This is a genomic window from Streptomyces sp. NPDC047982, assembly GCF_043204165.1.
Taxonomy (GTDB): Bacteria; Actinomycetota; Actinomycetes; order Streptomycetales; family Streptomycetaceae; genus Streptomyces.
In genome coordinates, this window is record NZ_JBIDBS010000017.1 from 162,562 (window position 1) to 180,423 (window position 17,862).

Annotated in this window: 17 protein-coding genes; 7 read left to right on the forward strand and 10 right to left on the reverse strand. The window is 69.9% G+C overall.

The features are described from left to right. Positions 1-9: 9 nt before the first annotated feature. The 3 genes from ACGF2V_RS21760 (at position 10) to ACGF2V_RS21770 (ending at position 2,377) form a co-directional block, all read left to right on the forward strand. Positions 10-801, forward strand: a complete 792-nt coding sequence (locus ACGF2V_RS21760; protein WP_362708635.1) for a hypothetical protein — start codon at positions 10-12, stop codon at positions 799-801. A gap of 81 nt (positions 802-882) precedes the next feature. After that, complete coding sequence (locus ACGF2V_RS21765) at positions 883-1,713, forward strand: hypothetical protein (RefSeq protein WP_362708637.1); 831 nt, start codon at positions 883-885, stop codon at positions 1,711-1,713. A 91-nt stretch (positions 1,714-1,804) separates the two neighbouring features. Further along, the gene (locus tag ACGF2V_RS21770; RefSeq protein ID WP_362708640.1) at positions 1,805-2,377 is read left to right on the forward strand and encodes a hypothetical protein; all 573 of its coding nucleotides are present in this window, start codon (positions 1,805-1,807) and stop codon (positions 2,375-2,377) included. A 198-nt stretch (positions 2,378-2,575) separates the two neighbouring features. Here ACGF2V_RS21770 and ACGF2V_RS21775 read toward each other — a convergent pair whose 3' ends face one another. After that, positions 2,576-3,514 (reverse strand): hypothetical protein, encoded by a 939-nt coding sequence (locus ACGF2V_RS21775; protein ID WP_362708642.1) that lies wholly within the window; start codon positions 3,512-3,514, stop codon positions 2,576-2,578. A 296-nt stretch (positions 3,515-3,810) separates the two neighbouring features. On the opposite strand from ACGF2V_RS21775, the gene ACGF2V_RS21780 reads away from it, so the two are divergent. Beyond that, positions 3,811-4,362, forward strand: coding sequence for a competence protein CoiA family protein (locus ACGF2V_RS21780; protein ID WP_362708645.1), 552 nt, complete (start codon positions 3,811-3,813; stop codon positions 4,360-4,362). 198 nt (positions 4,363-4,560) lie between these two features. Here ACGF2V_RS21780 and ACGF2V_RS21785 read toward each other — a convergent pair whose 3' ends face one another. From ACGF2V_RS21785 to ACGF2V_RS21795, 3 genes are all read right to left on the reverse strand, one after another. After that, entirely contained in the window at positions 4,561-6,234 is a 1,674-nt protein-coding gene (locus ACGF2V_RS21785; protein ID WP_362708647.1) for an IS1182 family transposase, read from the reverse strand. Between the two features lie 107 nt (positions 6,235-6,341). Then, positions 6,342-7,148 carry an IS3 family transposase gene (locus tag ACGF2V_RS21790; RefSeq protein WP_362708649.1) on the reverse strand — a complete coding sequence of 269 codons (807 nt, stop codon included), beginning with the start codon at positions 7,146-7,148 and terminating at the stop codon, positions 6,342-6,344. Further along, positions 7,145-7,453, reverse strand: a complete 309-nt coding sequence (locus tag ACGF2V_RS21795; protein ID WP_362630532.1) for a transposase — start codon at positions 7,451-7,453, stop codon at positions 7,145-7,147. Before ACGF2V_RS21795 ends, ACGF2V_RS21790 begins: the two co-directional genes overlap by 4 nt. Before the next feature lie 198 nt (positions 7,454-7,651). Here ACGF2V_RS21795 and ACGF2V_RS21800 point away from each other — a divergent pair, with 198 nt between their 5' ends. Both ACGF2V_RS21800 and ACGF2V_RS21805 read left to right on the forward strand, forming a co-directional pair. Then, positions 7,652-8,524, forward strand: a complete 873-nt coding sequence (locus tag ACGF2V_RS21800; protein ID WP_362708652.1) for a DUF721 domain-containing protein — start codon at positions 7,652-7,654, stop codon at positions 8,522-8,524. Between the two features lie 59 nt (positions 8,525-8,583). Then, on the forward strand, positions 8,584-8,820 hold the full coding sequence (locus tag ACGF2V_RS21805) for a hypothetical protein (RefSeq protein ID WP_392912898.1): 237 nt from the start codon (positions 8,584-8,586) through the stop codon (positions 8,818-8,820). Positions 8,821-9,087: 267 nt separating this feature from the next. Here ACGF2V_RS21805 and ACGF2V_RS21810 read toward each other — a convergent pair whose 3' ends face one another. From ACGF2V_RS21810 to ACGF2V_RS21830, 5 genes are all read right to left on the reverse strand, one after another. Then, positions 9,088-9,399, reverse strand: a complete 312-nt coding sequence (locus ACGF2V_RS21810) for a hypothetical protein (protein ID WP_362708655.1) — start codon at positions 9,397-9,399, stop codon at positions 9,088-9,090. Positions 9,400-9,643: 244 nt separating this feature from the next. Further along, on the reverse strand, positions 9,644-10,063 hold the full coding sequence (locus tag ACGF2V_RS21815; RefSeq protein ID WP_362708658.1) for a hypothetical protein: 420 nt from the start codon (positions 10,061-10,063) through the stop codon (positions 9,644-9,646). A 249-nt stretch (positions 10,064-10,312) separates the two neighbouring features. Continuing rightward, the gene (locus ACGF2V_RS21820) at positions 10,313-11,302 is read right to left on the reverse strand and encodes a hypothetical protein (protein ID WP_362708661.1); all 990 of its coding nucleotides are present in this window, start codon (positions 11,300-11,302) and stop codon (positions 10,313-10,315) included. A 541-nt stretch (positions 11,303-11,843) separates the two neighbouring features. Then, entirely contained in the window at positions 11,844-13,481 is a 1,638-nt protein-coding gene (locus tag ACGF2V_RS21825) for a hypothetical protein (RefSeq protein ID WP_362708664.1), read from the reverse strand. Between the two features lie 110 nt (positions 13,482-13,591). After that, complete coding sequence (locus ACGF2V_RS21830; RefSeq protein ID WP_362708666.1) at positions 13,592-13,987, reverse strand: hypothetical protein; 396 nt, start codon at positions 13,985-13,987, stop codon at positions 13,592-13,594. A 155-nt stretch (positions 13,988-14,142) separates the two neighbouring features. On the opposite strand from ACGF2V_RS21830, the gene ACGF2V_RS21835 reads away from it, so the two are divergent. Beyond that, complete coding sequence (locus ACGF2V_RS21835) at positions 14,143-14,580, forward strand: hypothetical protein (protein WP_362708668.1); 438 nt, start codon at positions 14,143-14,145, stop codon at positions 14,578-14,580. A gap of 159 nt (positions 14,581-14,739) precedes the next feature. Here ACGF2V_RS21835 and ACGF2V_RS21840 read toward each other — a convergent pair whose 3' ends face one another. Further along, positions 14,740-17,295, reverse strand: coding sequence for a Helicase associated domain protein (locus ACGF2V_RS21840; RefSeq protein WP_362708671.1), 2,556 nt, complete (start codon positions 17,293-17,295; stop codon positions 14,740-14,742). Positions 17,296-17,862: the final 567 nt, after the last annotated feature.

Sequence of the window (17,862 nt, forward strand, 5' to 3'; positions counted from 1 at the left end):
AGTGATCGCGTGGACAGCAGCGTGCTGAAGTACCCGCGGATCGAGGAGGCTGTCGAGACCCTCGTGGACGCCGGGGGAGGACGCGTCACCTACGACATCGGCGGCGGGGGCCGGGAGACGCTCCTCGCCGCCGCCGCGCGGCTGGCAGCCCGGACGAAGGCCCCCCTGACGATCGTGGAAGCCCGCAGCCTCCACTCCGATGTCCGCGCCTTCGTCCGCGAGGTACAGCCGACGGTACGCAGCGCGGTCATCGCCGCCGAGGAAGCGGCCCTGCAGCCGGCTGGCAGCATCAACGGCGTCCTGGCCGTGCACGCCGACGTCCTGCGCGACGCCGACGTGCGCAAGCCGCTGCTCGCGATGGCCCACAGCGCCGACCACCTCCTCGTGGCGCGCCACGACTACAGCGACACCACCCTCGACGCCCTCGCCACCCCCGGACTCGTCCTTCGGCTCCGTGACCTGATGCCGTCAGCTCCTCGCCCGGCGCCGATCACCTTGACGCCCCCGCCGATGGACATGAGCGTGGCCCTGCGCCTGGTCCAGCAGGCCAACCGTGACGTCCTGCCCGACCATGTGGAGTTCTTCGACGAAATGGCCGAGGTGCTGAAGAGGACGGATCCCGCCGAGGTCGAACAGCGCGTCGGCGAACTCCGCAGCAAGTACGAGGCGACCATCGAGCTGGCTCGCCGGCGCCGAGCCGCGACCGGGTCCACCGACCTGCCACGGACGCCCCTCGACCACGGCCAAGAACAGGCCGCCGCACACCAGCAGCACCGGTCCCAGGGGACCGGCCTCACCTAGTCACCTGTCCAGACCGGCCCACAGCAGGGAAGAGCGAGCTGTCGGCCGGACCGTGCCCCGGCAGAGACCGAAAGGCCCCACATGAACGATGCGATCGACCACCCCGAGGCGGCACAGCTCGTCGACTCGCTGGTGGACTCCGGCGGAGGCATCATCGCCTACGAGTTCGGGGCCCCCGGCCGACAGATCGCGATAGCCGCGGGGGCGCATCTGGCCGCCCGCTCGGGCACGTCGTTGACAGCGATCGACTTCCGCCACCTGCTGCCCCAGATCCACGCCACCGTCGCCGAACTGCACCCCGACCTCGCCTGTACTCCCATGTCCGTCGGCGAGGCGGTCCAGCACCCGGAGCGCAACACCGGCGGCGTCCTGGTCGTGCACGCCGACTTCCTGCACGACCCCGGTACCCGCGAGGCCCTCCTCGCGCGGGCCGCCGCGGCCGACCGGCTCATCGTGGCCAGCCGCGCCGACACCGAGGAATCCGTGCTCAACACCCTCCCCGGCGCCCGCTTCACGGTGAGAGCTCTGCCGGCTGCCCCTCGCAGTGACTCGGGCCCCGGCATCCAGAAGCGATTCGAGGTTTCCGTCGGCGCGTCGCCCCCGCCCTGGCTCGCCGAGATGCGGGAACGCAAAGAGCGGTTCATCAGACAGATCAGGCAGGGTGCACCGGGCGCACACGACCCGGTGGGCTTCGATGAGTTCGACGTCAGCTTCGAGGAGCTCACCGAGGCCATGCAGAACGCGGACCCCGACGAACTCAGGCGTCGCATCGCGCGCCTCCAGGACCAGCAGGACCAGCGGGCCGCCGCCCACCCGGTCCCCGCCGCCCCGCAGCAGATCACCCGTGACCACGGCCAGGCACAGTCCGCCGCACACCAGCAGCAGGGCCACCAGAGCCGCGGCCTCACCTAGAACCCCCGCCGCACCCCTGCCGCCCGCCCTTACCGGCGGGCGGCGTTCGGGCATACAGTGCCCCGGAGAATCCGGCCGACGAGGGGGAACGGTGAACACGGGGGCCTGGCCCACGCACATGTCCCGGCACCTCCCATGGCGCCGTCGCTCCGTCGCGGCCGCCGCCTGGACCATCGCCTCCTGGAGCGCCGCGACCCGCCTGCAGACCCGCGGGCACCTGCTGTGGCTCGCCCAGCAGATCACCGAGGCCCGGCGGGCGGCCCAGGGCGCTCTCGAGGATCCGGAGCAGTCCCTCGCCACCGTGCCGGACACGCTCGACATCACCCTCCCGCCTCAGGTCCGCGATGCCGGCCCGGGCGCGGAGCAGCTCGCCCTCGCCCTGCGCCAGGCCCGCCGCGACGCCGGGCAACTCGCCACCGCCGCACCGCGCATCATCCGCAGGACGCTCAGACGCCTGGCCGCCGATCTCGCGGAGGCGGAGGTGAGGTTCGACCGCGTGTGCAACGACGTCCGCGGAGCAGACCTGCGCACCGCCGACCTCACCCACCTCTACCTCGGCGGGCTGCGCTGGGACGCCGCCACCCAGTGGCCCGACGCATGGCGCGACCGGATCCGCGCCGCCTCGGACCCGGTGGACGGCATCCACCAGATCCGGGACCACTGACATACAGCGTCCCGGTGGCACGGGGGGACCACCGGGACGTCAACCCCCAGCCTACGCAGTACCGTTCACCTGCGTGCGGGGATCACGGGAAGTGACCGGATGAGGCCGCCGGAGCCGACCGCCACCATCCCCACACCGGGCGACGTCGCGCTGCTGCGGCAGCCCGCCTGACAGCCAGCGGCCGGCGGGCGGGTGGGGTCAGGTGAGATCTTCGAGACGGTGGCGCGTGAACGGCACCCCGCGCGCGGGCGCGACCACCACGACCTTCTCCGACCGGCTCGCACGCACCAGCGCGTCCAGGCCCCCCGCCGCGTCGAAGCCCTCCTTCGTCAGGACAGGGCGGACCAGGCGCGCGATCGCCAGCTCGGCGACCTGCGGTACACGTACCGAAGTGCCGACCAGCCGACGGACCCGCTGATACGCCAACGCCCGCTCGTGCTCGGTCGCACCACCGCGCACCACGGCCATCAGATCGACCGCCTTCGCCAGGCGCCGGGAGACCGCCGGCTCGAGGTAGGAGGTGCCGACGCGCTCCGCATGCTCCCGGGCGATCCGCCACGACACCTCCAGCTCGGCCACCGCCTCGTGATACGCGGCAACGAGCTCCTGCGCGCCGTGGCGCACGGTCAGACGGGCGTCGTCCGCGTTGATCCTCGCCCGGTCGAACCGCTCGGTGGCGGCGACCGACGGATCGTTGAGCGCGGGCCGCTCCAGCGCGGCCATGAAGTCCACGAGATGAGCGCCGTACTCCTCGAGCACCGCATCGTGGCGCGCCGCAGCGGCGGCGATGCGCTCCTGCACCGCCCACCGGGCCTGCTGCTCCTTGTGCTCACGGTCCCGCCGGCGCCGCTGCGCCCGCACGAGACCCGCAAGGACGACCACCACCGCCACGGCGGCAGCCACCGAGGCCGCCACGAGCCCCACGGTCCGCCACGGTATGGACACCGACCCCGGCCGCCCGGCGTCCCCACCGCCGACGGGCAACCGCACGCGCACGACCCAGGTGACCACCACGACGAGTACCGCACCCACCCAGCCCTGCACCGCACGCTGCCGGGCCAGACGCGCCTCGGACGACGACGCCTGCGCCAGCATGAACGCGCGCACCGTACTGAACGCGGCGCTCAGCACCGCCATCGACGCAACGAACGAAAGAAGAACGGGGATGGTGCGGCTCTCCGGGGCTGACCTCCTGCAGGAACCTGGCCGAACGGCCTGAACGACGAGGGCGGCCCCTCGCCCCCGCAGCCTGTGACACCTCCCGCCCCGCCTGTCCCGGACGACGCCCCTTGTCCCGCCCGGCGGACCGCCACACAAGATGTTCTGCGCCCGCCGGTCCGCCCGGCGGGACGCCGCCCCCGCCCGGCGTTCACCAGCACCTGCGTCCCGAAAACTGCCAGCACCGAGCAGATCCAGAAAGACGGGGGCAGTGCATGGCAGCGGACGATCTGCTGGTGGTCGGGCTCGACCTGGACACCGGCCGCCACGTCCACATCGAGGACCGGCCGATGGACCAGTGGCGCACACTGGGCTACCGCCACCGCGAGAGCCTGGTGTGCGCGGCCTGCTTCCTCGGCCTGGACGGAGTACCGGCGGGCACGCGCGTCCCGCTGATCCCGCGGGGCAGGATCGGCGGCGCCCGGCGCCACCACTTCGCGCACCCGCCGCACATGGCCCCGCCCGGCGGCCACCACCCCGAAACGCTCTGGCACTTGGAGGCCAAGGCCCAGCTCGAACGGTGGGCGCGCTCGCTGCCCGACGTCACCGAGGTCCGCCAGGAGCAGTGGATCCCCGGCCGCGAGCGCCGCGCCGACGTCCACGTCCACCTCGCCGACGGCTCCCGCCTTGCCCTGGAGGCCCAAAGCAGCCTGATCACCGACTCGTTGTGGCAGCAGCGCCACCGGGACTACGCCGCCGCCGGCATCCGCGACATCTGGTTCATGCGCCCGGGCACGGCCCTGCCCCACGTCCTGCTCGCCGAGTAGAGCGCGGTGTGCATCCTCGACCTGGCCGACCGCCAGGTCCGCGTCCTGTGGGGCCGCCCCCACCCGCGCACCGGCCGCGGTCGTTGCCTGGTCGGCGTAGTGCTTCTCCTCGAACTCGATCGGGCTGAGGTAGCCCAGCCGTTTCTGGATGCGGCGGGAGTTGTAGAAGCCGTCGATGACCCTGTTGCCCAATTGGTCTCATGCCGCAAGGTCGAGTGCTGCCAGGCGGGACGTACGTGTGCGGGCGAGGGGCGTTTCGTTCCACCAGGCGTCGAGACGGATCAGATTGATGGCGGTAGCTGTGAGGATGTGCGCGAGACGTGTCTTGGCTTGGCCGATGTAGCGGGTCCGCCGGGCTCCGGCAGCAGCGACGGCCTGGTGGATGGTGCCTTCCACTCCGGCACGTGCGGCATACCGGTCCTTCCACTTGTCCGTGGCCTGCTCGGCGCGGACGCGTTCCAGCAGTGCGTCCTGGTCCTGGGGACGGACGGTGAGCTGCCGCCCGTACTTGGTGGAGCGAGTGCACTGGTCTCGCACGGGACAGGGTGCGCAGGTGGTGGTCGCGAAGCGGATTCGGATCGCGTCCCGGCCGTTGTTGTCCACCCCCGCCGTCCAGTACCTGCTCACGGCGCCGGTCGGGCAAGTGGCCTGCTGGGCCAGCCAGTTGATAGTGAAGGCGGACTTGCCGAAGCCTCCTCCTTTCGCCGCCTGCCGCGTGTTGTTCGACCGGACCGGGCCGACGACGTGGACACCGCGGGTGGCCGGCGCGGTCAGCAACAGCTCGGCCGAGGTGTATCCGGCGTCCAGGAGGTGCTCCGCCGGCAGGAGGCCCTTGCCCGTGAGGCGGTCGTGGATCTCCTCGACGACCACCGCGTCGTTGACCGTGGCGTCGGTCGTGACGACATGGGTGATCAGGTGGGGTCGCTTCGCCTCCCCGGGATCGTCGCAGCTCTCGCTGAGGTGGATCTTGTAGCCGACCCAGGCGGACCCGCGCTTCTTCGCGTAACGGGCTTCGGGATCATAGGGCGAAGCGACCATCGCTCTGCTCGGCGGGAGATCGTCTTTCCCCCGCCAGGCCACCTCTTCCTCGCCGTCGGTGACGGTGCGGGTGAACTGCTGCACCCACACCGTGCGCAGGACGGAGACGGCGGGCACCTGCCTCAGCCATACCGGCGCCGTCGGGGCGAAGACGGCTTCGAGCAGCCGGTATCCGTCGGCGGCGATCTGCCGGGCGAGATCGCGCCGCTCCTGCTCGTCGGTCGGCAACCGGTAAGCGTCGACCCGTGTCCCGTAGCGTTCCTGCCATGCCGGGTCCATCGACGCGCGCATCCAGTCGGGCACGGCCGTGGCGAGTGCCTCCAGTGTCGCCCGCAACGTCTCGCCGATGAACTCCAGGCGGTTGAGACTGCGGACCGCGGCCAGGACGTGCGTGGCGTCCGTGCGCTGACGCCCGCCGGGAGCGACCAGCCCCATCTCGGCCAGCCGTTCCAGAAGCAGGTCCAAGATCCTTTCCTCCAGTCCGTGCACCAGCAGCCGTTCCCGGAACCCGGTCAGCACGGTGTGGTCGAAGCCGGGGTCGGTCAGCTCCAGACCGAGCAGGTACTTCACGTCGATCCTGGCCCGCACCGCGTGCGCGGCCTGGCGATCGGTCAGGTTCTCGGCGAACTGAAGGATGCTGACCAACGCCAGCCGGCCGGGCGGGATGCCAGGACGCCCCCGAACCCCGAAGGCCGTTCTGAACTCCTCGTCCAGGAACAGCGGACCGAGACTGTCCCGGATCCTCATCGCCAGACACCCCTTGGGGAACGCTGCCCGGGCGACATCCCGTGTCACCGCAGGAACCTCCACCTCCGAACTCGACCGCATCGACACAACGCCACCCCGTTTTCCGCGGCCAGACGCCCAGTTCACGCCCTCGAAACCGCCTGCACCACACACTCGCGAACCGGAATGCCACGCGACAGGCGATCACGGCAGCTTCACTCAATTGGGCAACAGGGTCCGTCGATGTACTCGAAGAGCGCGAGGTTCGCCTCGGCCCTGGTGGCGAAGACACGGCCGCGGATGCACTCGGTCTTGATGACCATCCACAGGTTCTCCGCCAGAGCGTTGTCGTACGAGTCGCCGACCGAACCCATGGACGCCTGAATCCCGGCCCTGACCAGGCGTGTTGTGAGCTTCACGGACGTGTACTGACAGCCGTGGTCCGCATGATGAATGAGCTCGCCGGGTGCGGGCTCGCGGCTGGCCAGGGCGTACTCCAGCGAGGTGAGAACCAAGTCCGCGTCCGCGCGGGCGGAGGTCTCCCAGGCCACCACCCGGCGGGAGAACGCGTCTCGGATCGCCGACAGCCACAACGGCCCCTCGCCAGTCGCGATCATGGTCAGGTCGGTGACCCACAACCGGTTCGGCCCGTCCGCGGTGAAGTCACGCTCAACCAGGTCAGGGGCAAGATCCGCCTCCGGGTCGCGTCGGGTGAAGCCCTTGCCCTTCCGGGGGCTGACCCCGGCCAGGCCGGCCTGGCGCATGAGCCGCTCGACGCGCTTGCGGCCGACGTGGACGCCCTCGCGCTTGAGGACGGCGTGCACGCGGGGCGAGCCGTAGATCCCGCCGGACTCGTCGTGGACCTGCCGGATCCTGTCCGTCAGCTCGGCGTCGCGGCGGCGTCGTTCGCACGGTTCCTTCTCGGCCTGGCGCCAGCGGTAGTAGGTGGAGGAGGGGATGGAGAGTTCCCGGAGTACGGGCTCGACCCCCAGGTGCGGGTGCTCGTCGACGAGCGCGGTCACCTGGGCCGGGTCGGGTCGAGCTGGGCCGCGAAAAAAGCCGAGGCCGTCCGCAGGACCTCGTTCGCCCGCTTGAGATGGGCGTTCTCCTTGCGCAGGGCGGCAAGCTCCTCACGCTCGGCGGTGGTGAGCATGTCGCCTCGCTCGCCGGCGTCGGTCTCGGCCTGGCGGATCCAGTTACGCAGGGCCTCGTGGTGCACGCCGAGCTCCTCGGCCATGCGGCGGATCACCGGCTTCGGCTCGGCGGTCCGGTACATCCGCACCGCACGCTCGCGCAACTCCAGCGGGTACTTTCTCGGGGCAGGCATCGTCTGGGCTCCTCTCATGGGTCCCATCTGACACTCTGTCACCCATTCCCGCATCTCGGGGGAACCTCAGACGAGCACTGATCCAGCACGTTGCCCCGCCTGCGACACGCTCGCCACGGTGAAGCACGGCGCAGCCGGAGACCGGGCCCGGACGGGCATGCGCGATCATGGATATCCGGTGAGGGGAGGACATCAACCATGGCCCTGACGCAACCGGAGTGGTTCGGCGATCTCCACGCATGGTGGACGCCGGCGGTGGGCGACGACGTCGCCCGGCACGTGGAGCCGGTCGGCATGGACGACCGCGGACGCCTCCACGTGCGCTGCTCGAGTCCCGCATGGCGCACGCAGACCCGGCTAACCGCTGCGAGGCTGATCGCCCGAGTCAACGAACTGCTCGACGCCGACGCGCAGATGTCGGGCATCATCGTGCAGACCGTCAACGGACCGGTTCCCCAGATCATCCGGGACCGGTGGCCCGACATCGTGGGCGAGGACCTCGCCGACCAGGTGGAGCCGGTCAGTCTCGGCGCCCAGGGCCAGGAGCTGTACACGATGGCCGCATCTTCCCGGGCACGCGACCAGGCCGTTCAGCGCGCACCGCAGATCCTGGCCCGGATCCGCGAGCTGATCGGCGAACAGTGCACCATCACCCGCTGGCTCCCCAGCACGCTGAAGCCGGTCGTGGTCCTCGTCGCGGCCTCGCCCTCCCTCACCGGCCGGCAGGCCGTCGAGGACGTACTGCTGCAGACCTGGCACGACGCGATCGAGGCAGTCGGGATCGAGCACGGCCTGGTCCTGGAACACGGCTGTGAAACACAGGCCGACCGCTTCATCCAGGAATGGGCCGCCAGCCTCCAGCTCCCCGACGGCACCGGCCCGATGTCCGTTTCCCTGCCGGCCGACACGGCACGGCACCACCACCACGCACAGGACATCCGCGACCGGCAACTGACGGCCAGGCACCCCGACCTGTGCCTGGTTCTGGTCCGCCGCACCGACGAAATACTGCCGCTGGAGGAACACGCGGCCGCCGCCGGCATCCCCCTCCAGCGCTGCGTCCTCGTGTGAGCCTCCGCCCTGCGAGACAGGAGGCTGAGGTCCCTTGTCCGCGCCGTAGTGTGCCCAGAATGAAGGCAGACCCCGCCGTGTTCACGGAGACCCCGATCTACAGTCGCCTCATCGCCGAACGCGGCGACATACCCGCCCGGGCCCGCGACGAAGCCGACCGCCTGTACCGCCTGCAGGAACGGGTCTTCTCCAGCACGAGCGATCCCGGCAGTCCGCAGAATGCAGGCCAGCCGGGCTCCTTCTTCGGCACCGCGCCGCTTCCCCCGGGAACCTCGCCGTCCCCGCCGACCGGGTAGCCGCCCGGCAGCGGACTGGAACCGGGCGATGCTTGCGCGGACCGCCGTGGCGGCCCGACCGTCCAGGTCCTGCCGAGGAGCCTGCGCGTCAATGACCCGACCGCGATGGCGCGCGCCGCAGAAGCCCGCATGCAGCCTCGACCGCGCGTCGGGTCATGGGACCGTACGCACGGAGACGAGCTGTTCCAGCTCGCGATCCGGTTCACGGGCCGATGCTAGGTGTTCTGCGCCCGGGCAGAGATTCCTGATCAGCCCGTGACAGGCGGATCAGACCTCGGGCAACAGCTCCAGCGCCTCCCTGGACTGTGCCGACCCATCGGCACCCAGCACCGCGCGCACGTGCCGCAGCACTCCTGCGGGCAGTTCGGCACGGTGGATCGTCTCTACCGGCGCGCTGCGTGTCCAGCCGGTGCGGTCCAGCAGCGTGGCCAGGGTGATGGCCTTGGCGTCCCATGCGCAGGCGTCATCGAAATGCACCGCGACCTGCGAGACGGACGTCTCCACGCCCTCGCCTCGCAGACGCTGGAGAATGCCCTGGGCCTCCTGCTTCTGCCCCCTGGTCAACTGGTCGTACCTCATCGTGCTCCCTCTTGCCGTCGCGAGTGGCGCCAGCCTGGTGTGCGTGGCGCTGTTCCCCCATGGGGCTGATGACGGCGCGCAACTGCGCGCGACCCCTCCTGGGGAAACCCCGAAACGGGGCGATGAGTCCTCCGACCGTACCACCGACGTTCGGCTCCGCCGGCCAACGCCCGAGCCCTCACCGCTGATGGCGACGCACGCCGAGGTCGGAGGGAGACGTCGCCGGGGGCTGGCGGCAACTCACTCACCCTCGGCTGTGCCGCCGCAGCGCCGCAGACCCCGGTGGCTCGGTGGCGACGGCGCCCACAGGCGTCACGATCCGAGGACCGAGGCGGTGCGCGACCTGGTGCACGCGGCGCTCGTACGCCCACTCCTCCGCGGTCATCGGCGACTGGGCGGATCCCGTCTGTACGGGCGCGGTCTCCTCGAACCGCGCGCAGTCGGGGCACTGCTCGACGGGCCCGGGGGCCGTGTCGTGCGCGTCGATCTGGTGCTCGCACCAGTTGACCAAGGCGACCAGCATGGCGGCATACGCGACCTGAACGTCCTGGTCGCGCCCGGCTTGTTCCGCGGCGTCGTAGCGGGCCCGCGCACGCTCGTACGCCGCCCCCATGACCATGCCCAGCGGGCAGCACCACAAGGGCTCGGGCCGGTGGACAACCATCCTTCGAGCCTAGTGAGACCTGACCTGTGCTGTCCGGCCCTTCGGCGTCTTCCTCGCGCGCAGCACCGGTGAGGGGCAGGCGGCCCGAGAGGCTACTCGGGCGGATGGCCGGAGACCCCCACGACTGGGGAAGAGGCAGTGTTCCAACCGTGCAGTATTCGAGGTGAGACGACGCGATAAGCCGTGTGGTCCTGTTCGGCACCTCCGAAGCAGGCGGCTGGAGGGAAGACCCGGCGAAGCGCGATGCCGCTAAGCCAAGACGTCGATGCGCCCTGCACACGCGGTCAGAATGGCGTGGAGGTCATCACGCGCCGGACCTGTGGCATCGGAATCAGCAGCTTTGATCGCAGCCAGCACCTTCTCCTCCAGATCAGCTACCGCATCAGCGGCGAGGAAGGGCAGCCCGAGCAGGCGGTAGCCACTGTCCACGGTGGTGCGGAGATCAAGCTTGAGCACCTCCCAGCTACGGCGGACCGCCATCCGCTTGTCGGCGTGCTTGTCACTCATCCCTTGGCCGGCGCGCGGCCTCGGCCGCCAGTTCCTCAGTTTCCTCGCCGCCCGGTCGCGCTCCTTTGCTTCGTCGAGCTCGTCCAGGTCCCGAAGCAGGGTCTGTACGTCGATGTGAGTCTGCGTGCACAGTTTCCGCGCCCGCGCGAAAGTCTTGTGCGTGACCACGGCCATGGCAACCATGAGGGTCAATGCAGTAGAGATCAGCGGTGCAGGATAGGCGATGACAAACCGTGCGCTCAGAAACATGGCGACAGCACCGATACCAGCTGCGTTCGCAACGATCCGGCAAATGACAGCCTGCCAGATTCTGCTGGGGAGCCACCGGAGGGCAGAGCCCTTCCACTCAGCCCACCGTACGGCTAAGGGGAGCACGAAGTAGATAAGGCCCAGCCATGCGGCGGCAGTCCGGTAGTCGTCCGGCTGTGCTACTCCCCAGGCGGCCTTAGCTGCGGTGAAAACAGGCGCCCCCGTGCAGGCGAGCACAAAGAGCCCTAGCAGGGCTACGGCCTCGTCTTCCTTACGAAGCGGGTTCTTGTCTAGGAACCGCCGCAAGGCTGGCAGCCCGCAGACCGTGAGAACCCAGCCTCCGAGGAACAAGCCCAAGCCGAGACGCTGCTGGGACGTCCCGTAAAGGCTGTTGCCATAGAGGACGGCCGAGAATCCGAGAGGAACCCAAACGAGCTTCCAGTGGGCACACATCAGACCGGTGCCCCTCTGCCAAAGTGTCATAGACCTCACTGTGCAGATACACACTGGGCACAGGGCGCGATTTGAGGCAGATCAGAGGATCTGACGCCACACCATGGTTGGAGGCGAAATGGCCCGGTTTGTACCAGTCGTCGGCCTCGGTCATCCCGTCCATGCTCGGCAAGTACGGCTTGACGACGTCGTCGACGTCCTTGAAGTACACGGTGGTGCAGAGCGGGTACTGCGCCCCGGTGGGGGCCGTGACCGTGGCCCGGGGCTCGACCCACACGAACTTGCCCGCCTGGGTCCACTTCGCGCGGGCGAACGTCAAAGTGGGGTCCGCCGTTCCCCGCCGCAGCAGCTCCGACCAGGTCATATACGTCACCCCGCGAGCGTAGAGCGCCGACTGCCGCAAGAGAAAGGGGAGTTGACAGTGCCGGATGCCGCGGGCTAAGCGGCTCGGGCACACGCCCCGCACGGCGACTCCTCGACCGGGGCGAGCACGCGGCGAGCCGTACGGCCGCGGGCGTCAGAAGTGATGCAACGCGACGCCGCGAGTTGCACCGAATGCAACTCGTGTCCCTCAGGGCTGCGGCAGTGCGTGCGTCAGCGCGGTGATCAGGCCGCGATGGGCCGCCTCGACTCCCCCTGGAGCGCAGCCCGTGCAGAAGGTGTGGCCGCTGCGGGTGACAACCAACCCCCAGGCCTGCGCTGCATGGACGCTGTCTCCATGACCCTCCGGCGCGTGCACGATGACGCCCTCGACCGGCAGGGAGAAGGCGGCGCCCGCGATCCGGTCGGCCAGCTGAGCGGAAGAAGCGAACTCCCAGTTGTTTCCGCCGTCATACGGGCTGCCGAGGCCCGGGCTCGGCAGCCGCTCCAGCAGCGCTGACGTGCCGGAGAAGTCCTCCAGCGTGAGCGTGATCGCCCACAGCCGCGCCGCGTCCTGCTCCGCAGGCGACCACATAGGGTCGAACATGTCCCGGTCGTCGTCCAGGTCGTGCTCGACCTGGTAGCGCACAGCGGCAGACTCCACGAGCCGCCCGTTCTGCTCGACAATCAGAGCCTGCTGCTCCGACCGGGCCCTCTTCCGCGTCATGTAATCCAGCTGCTGTGGGCGCAGCAGGACGACGGCTTCTACCGGTTCCTCCTCCACGCCGCCGGAGTTGTCGCGGTGGCGCCGCCATGCGGCCTCCCGCTCGACGATGCCGGTCGCCAGGTCGGCCAGCGCCGCACGCTCCGCCTCGTCCGCGCCGAAAGGAGGCGGGTCTTCGCGGGCAGGAAGCCCGCCGGCCAGGGCATCGACCACCCAGCCAGGAGGTGACGGCGCACTCGGCTCGAGGTCGGTGAACGGCGTGAACCAGGCCTCGGGGCGAAGGTCATCGCGGCCGTGAATGCCATAGGTGGAGGGCTCCAGGCTGTAGGTCATCTCCGGGTCGTAGGCGATCAACGCCGGACTGTTCCAGGCGATCGCCCTCAGCGCCCCACCGATCCGAAGACCCGCAGTATGAGGCGACCAGCCTTCGTCAAGCCCTACGGACTCCGCAGCCGCGGAGTCGTCCATGTCGTCTACCAGCTCGGGAGCCGCGGTCACCGCGAGGGCGAGCGCCACGGTCGAGGCGTGGCAGACCGGGACGAATTCGGTGTCGGCTCGAAGCTGCCGGGCCACCTGCTCAAGAACCCCGGCGAACCGCAGCCGCCAGGCGGCATCCATCCCGTCGCACACCCGCGGCAGCCGCAGAAGCACACCGTCCCGCTCGTCGGCGTAGTAGGCGTAGGGCCGGTCTCCGAACTCCACGGCGTCCGTGTACAGATCCCACGCCATCTGCTGTGCCGCCACCGACGCCAGTGCCCGCAGCTCCGCGACGAGCGCCGGTCCCAGTTCAGGGCCCTGTGCCGGCCTCTGAGGGTGGGCGCAATCGCGTGCCAGGCGATCGTCCCTCGCCCAGCCGCCGACCTTCGCCAGGACCTCCAGCACCAGCTCCCGTACGGGACGAGCGGCATTCACCTCCCGGACCAGATTCGCAGCAAGCCCCCGCACCGCGTCCTCATCGAGGTAGGAACGCAGGGCCCACGATTCGCTGATGTGCAGTGCAGCCGCCACCACCCGGGCCTGATGGCGCAGCACGTGACCGGCCTGCCCGGGAACAAGATCGACCCCACGTCGGCGGCACTCGTCTTCCAAGAGACCAGCCAGGCGCTGGACACGGGACACGCTCACCTCGGCACTCTATCCGTGCCGCTGCGGCCTCTCCGGCCAGGCCCGGGAGGCCAGCGGGATTCTTCAGACGCTGTCACGAAGGCGACGTGGCGCGCCTCGGCTCCGGCGCTTCAGATGACCGGTTCCAGCCCCATGGACCGGATGAAGGCCCGGTAGCGGACGATGTCCTCACTGGCCGAGCTGTCGTCCGGGTACCTCAGGCAGGCCAGGAAGGCGCCGGGATGGTCGGAGCGGGAGCCACGCCACTGGTCGGCGTCGCTCACCATGAGGTCGCGGGCGCCGACGCGGGGCGCCTCGGCCGCGAGATCGCTGAAGAGCACGCGGGCCTGCTCCTGGGCGGGCGCGACGATGACGAGCTTGTCGCCGTGCTCGACGAGGGCCTGGTCCGCGTTCGCATCCCACGCCAGCGCCAGCGCCGGCCCGTCCAGGCCGATCGCGATGAACGGCGGCTCCGTGCGGGACTCCGGACGTGGCCGGCGCGGCTTGCCCGCCTTGATGCGGCCCATCGGCAACTCCTTCTTCCTCAGGCGCAGGAACGGATCCGGCCCCCGCTGCACAACGCCGACCGTGCCCCGCAGACACGGCCCCTCGCCCGCCAGAGGTCCCGGCTGCTCCCAGCGGCGCACCCCGCGCCTCGGCCGGGTCCGGGAGAATGCCCACCATGCCTCTCCACTACGAAGTCACCGAGCCGCTGACGATCCCGGACGCTGAGTTCAACGAGAACCACATCGCTGTCCTCCTCGTGGTCGGAAACCGCTACGGCGGACAGTGGAAGATCGACCTGTTGTCCCAGCGCGAGCACCCCAACGAGGCCGTGGCGTTGGGCACCATCGAGACCTTCTACGACCACCAGCGCGACGACCTCACTGACAGCCCCCGATACCCCCAGCTCGGCCTCGACACCGCCCTCATCTGGCTCCTTGCCGAGACCAAGGAGAAGGGCTGGCGGCTCCTTACCTGGAAGGACGTGAACGACCAAGTCCCCGAGGACGCGAAGAAGTTCACGATCGGCGCGCAGGTCCTCCTGGGCAGCGACCAGTTCGTTCCGGCCCCCGGAGTCGAGTACGCCGACGAGATCCTCAGCACCACCACGGGGTGACCCCGACATGCGCCGCCGACAAGGCACCCCCAGTTGCGCTGAGTGCAACCGATGAGCCAGTTGCACCCAGCGCAACTGGAGAGCGGCGCAAGGGGGTTGCAGTCAGCGCAACAAGCAACTCCCCGCCCGTCGGCCGCCCAGGACCTGCACAAAGGGGGCTCAGGCAAAGAGTCCGATCGCCGCGGCCTCCTCGTACTGATCCTTCGGCAGTCCCGTACGGCGGCTGCGCGTGTTGCTGCGCCAGACTCCGAGCTTCAGCACGTGATGCACCCCCGCCGCGTCCACGACCGTCTCGCAATGGGCCCGGGGGATACGCATATGGCCTTCCCGCTGCTGGTACTGCCGGGCCGCGGTGAGGTGCCGCTCCCAGCTGCTGGCCTCCGCCGCCAGCCGCACCTCGTCCCCGCCCGCCGCTCCGGCAGGAAGAGCCGCCGGGACCGCCGGCTGCACCCCCACCTCGAGCAGCCGCCGCCGCTGCTCCTCACCGAGCTGGCCCCAGTCCTTCTGCTGCTGGAGCAGCCACAGGCCGATGTCGTCGCCGAACACGAGCATCCCGGGGCGCAGGTCCGCCAGCGTCGCACCGCCCTCCAGACAGGTCTTCAAGCCGGCGTAGTGGCGCTGCCAGCTGATCGGCCACGGCGGGTTCCAGTCGGGATCGATCGCGCGCAGCAGCCCATCACGCGTACGCGCCCGCTCGGCGTTCTTCCCCAGCCCGCCGGGCTTACGGAGATTCTCCAGCTTCTGCCCGATCGCCCGGCCGTCGATGACCGCCTCCCGAGGAGCGGCGAGCGTCCCGTACATCTCGAAGTAGCGCCGCGCGCAGGACACCCACACCTCGAAAGCGGCGTCGTGGACCGACCACACCATCCCCAACGCGTTGAGCATGTCGAACCGCCACGGAGCCAACACGCCCTCCCGCTGCGCCCGACGCTGCTCACTGACCCAGCTTCCCAGCGCGTAGACCTCGTCGTCCTCGCTGCCCGGCACCGGTACCGTCGCGGTCAGCGGCACCTTCGCGTGCCCGTGCTCGCCGACCCACCGGCGCAGCAGGTCGTAGCCGGTCAGCCAGAGCTCGGAGTCGGGCTGCAGGATCCGGCGCTCCACGAACCGCGCGATCAGGTCCGGATCGCGGGGCGTGGAGAACTTCAGCAGCTGCTCCCACATCTCGGCCGCGCGCCGCTGGCTTTCCTCGGCCTGCTCCTGGCCGCCCCCTTCGCTGCTGTCGTCCGCCTCGCCGGCGTCCTTCGCTCCCGGCGGGGTGACGGGGTGGGGGTCCAGGCCGGTGAAGTCCTCGCTCTCACCGCGGCCGGTGTGCTCGGTGCGCAGCGTGAGCCGCTCGATGAGGCCATCCCCGTGTGAGCGCAGCCCCTGTAGCACGGCCACCAGGGGTCGGTAGGAGGGCGAGGTCAGCATGTCGTCCGGCTTCTCACCGGGCTGCAGATACACCGGCACCACGATGCGCGCGATCTTGCCCTCGCACGGCGCCTGACGAAGAGCCCGCCCCACGTTCTGCACGATCTCCGTCGCACTGCCGCGGGTGTCGGCGAACACCACCCCGCCGACCCCTCGACGCCCGCGGATGTCCTGCCCCTCCCCAACGGCCTTACAGGAGGACAAGATCGAAAAGTCCGTCTCGCGCCCCTCCTCGTCCACCCCGTCCCCGAACCGGTCCATGACCAGCCGCCGCACCTCCAGGGTGTGATCCCCACACAGCCACTCCGCCGACACCCGCTCCGGATACCGCTCAGGATCACCGGCATGCAGCTCCGCCGCGGTCTCCGGGAACGCCCGCGCGAACGCCATCGCGTCCACGGTGCGGTTGTGGAACGTCATCAACGACCGCACACGAACCTCAGCCGCCAGCTTCAGCAGCGCGGCCTGCAACACCGCCAGCCGGCGCCCGCGCACCGCCTCATCGTCCGCGTCCGCGCCCGGCGGCTCGGGATCGGCGATCTCCAGCACGTCGACCTCGAACCGCGCCAGCGTGCCGCGCTCCACCGCCTCCACCAGCCCGTAGGTGAACGCCCGCTTCCCGTACACCGCCTCATCGTCCATCGACACCGCGAGCCGGTCCCTCCGGCCCGCTCGCCCCTCGGGCACAGCCCAGATCTTCGGCGTCGCAGTCAGATACAGCCGCCGATCCGCCGCAATCCGCGAGTTGTCATGCACCGCCGCCCACGGCTTCGCCGCATCCCCCGACGTATGGTGCGCCTCGTCCGCGACCAGAAGATCGAACGGCTCCAATTGCTGCCCGTACGCGCCCAGCAGCGCCTGCTCGAGCGGCCCAGGAACGTCCTCACCGTCCTCCTGGCGCAAGCTGAGCGAGTCGTAGGTGGCGAACACCCACACCGGCCCCCGCCCGGCCCACAGCCCCAGCTGCGGAGGACTCGTCGTAGCCTGCACCCCGAACTCCGAGAACGCCGGTCCCGACTTCGAGACCACCGCCACCCCCCGCCCGGAGAAGCCGGCGGCACGCCACGCCGCTGCCGTCTGCACCAGCAGACTCCGCCACGGAGCCATCCACAGCACCCGGCCGCCAGGAGCCACCGTCCGCGCCGTGCCAAACCCTACGGCCGTCTTGCCTGTCCCCGGGGCCGAGACCCCCAAGGTCCGAAGCCCCGGGGCCGGAATCGGAGCACCGGCCGGCAACTCCCGTGCAGCCGCGGCGATGTGCTCCTCGATGTGGCGCCATTCCGGCGCCCCGCCACTGCTCATCGGTCACCCCGCGGGGAGGACACGAACGAGAGCATCATCGGTCACCGCCTTGCACTTTTTGATCTTGACGAGTTGATCAGCGGTGACACCCAGGGCCTCTTTTTCCCGAAACCTACCCGCTGATGCATCACCAGAAATCGTGTACACTGGTGACCTCAATCTACTACTACAACCAAGATCCCCGCAGGATTTCCCCGCCGACAGTTGCACAACCAACCAGAGGGGCGAACAACCAGCCAAGCCGGCGCCAGTGAGCCATTGCAACCATCGCGGAGCAACCACCAACCAAGTTGACGGTTGCTCACAAGGCAACCACCCGAGCAACCGTCAAACAACCTGCACACAAAGAGCCCAGACACACTCTCACCCCATAGCCAGCCGCTTTTCTCTTTGAGAGCAACCACCCGAGGGAGACAGAGACTAAGACCAGAGCAACCATTACCGGTCCCGATGTCGACCGTAGTTGCTTCTGAGCCGCGTAGCGGATCAGAACCGGGACGCCGTCGGCGTCCAATGCATCCCGCTGCGTAGCAGCGGCGCGTCGTGTCTGCGTAGCAGACCGCGCGC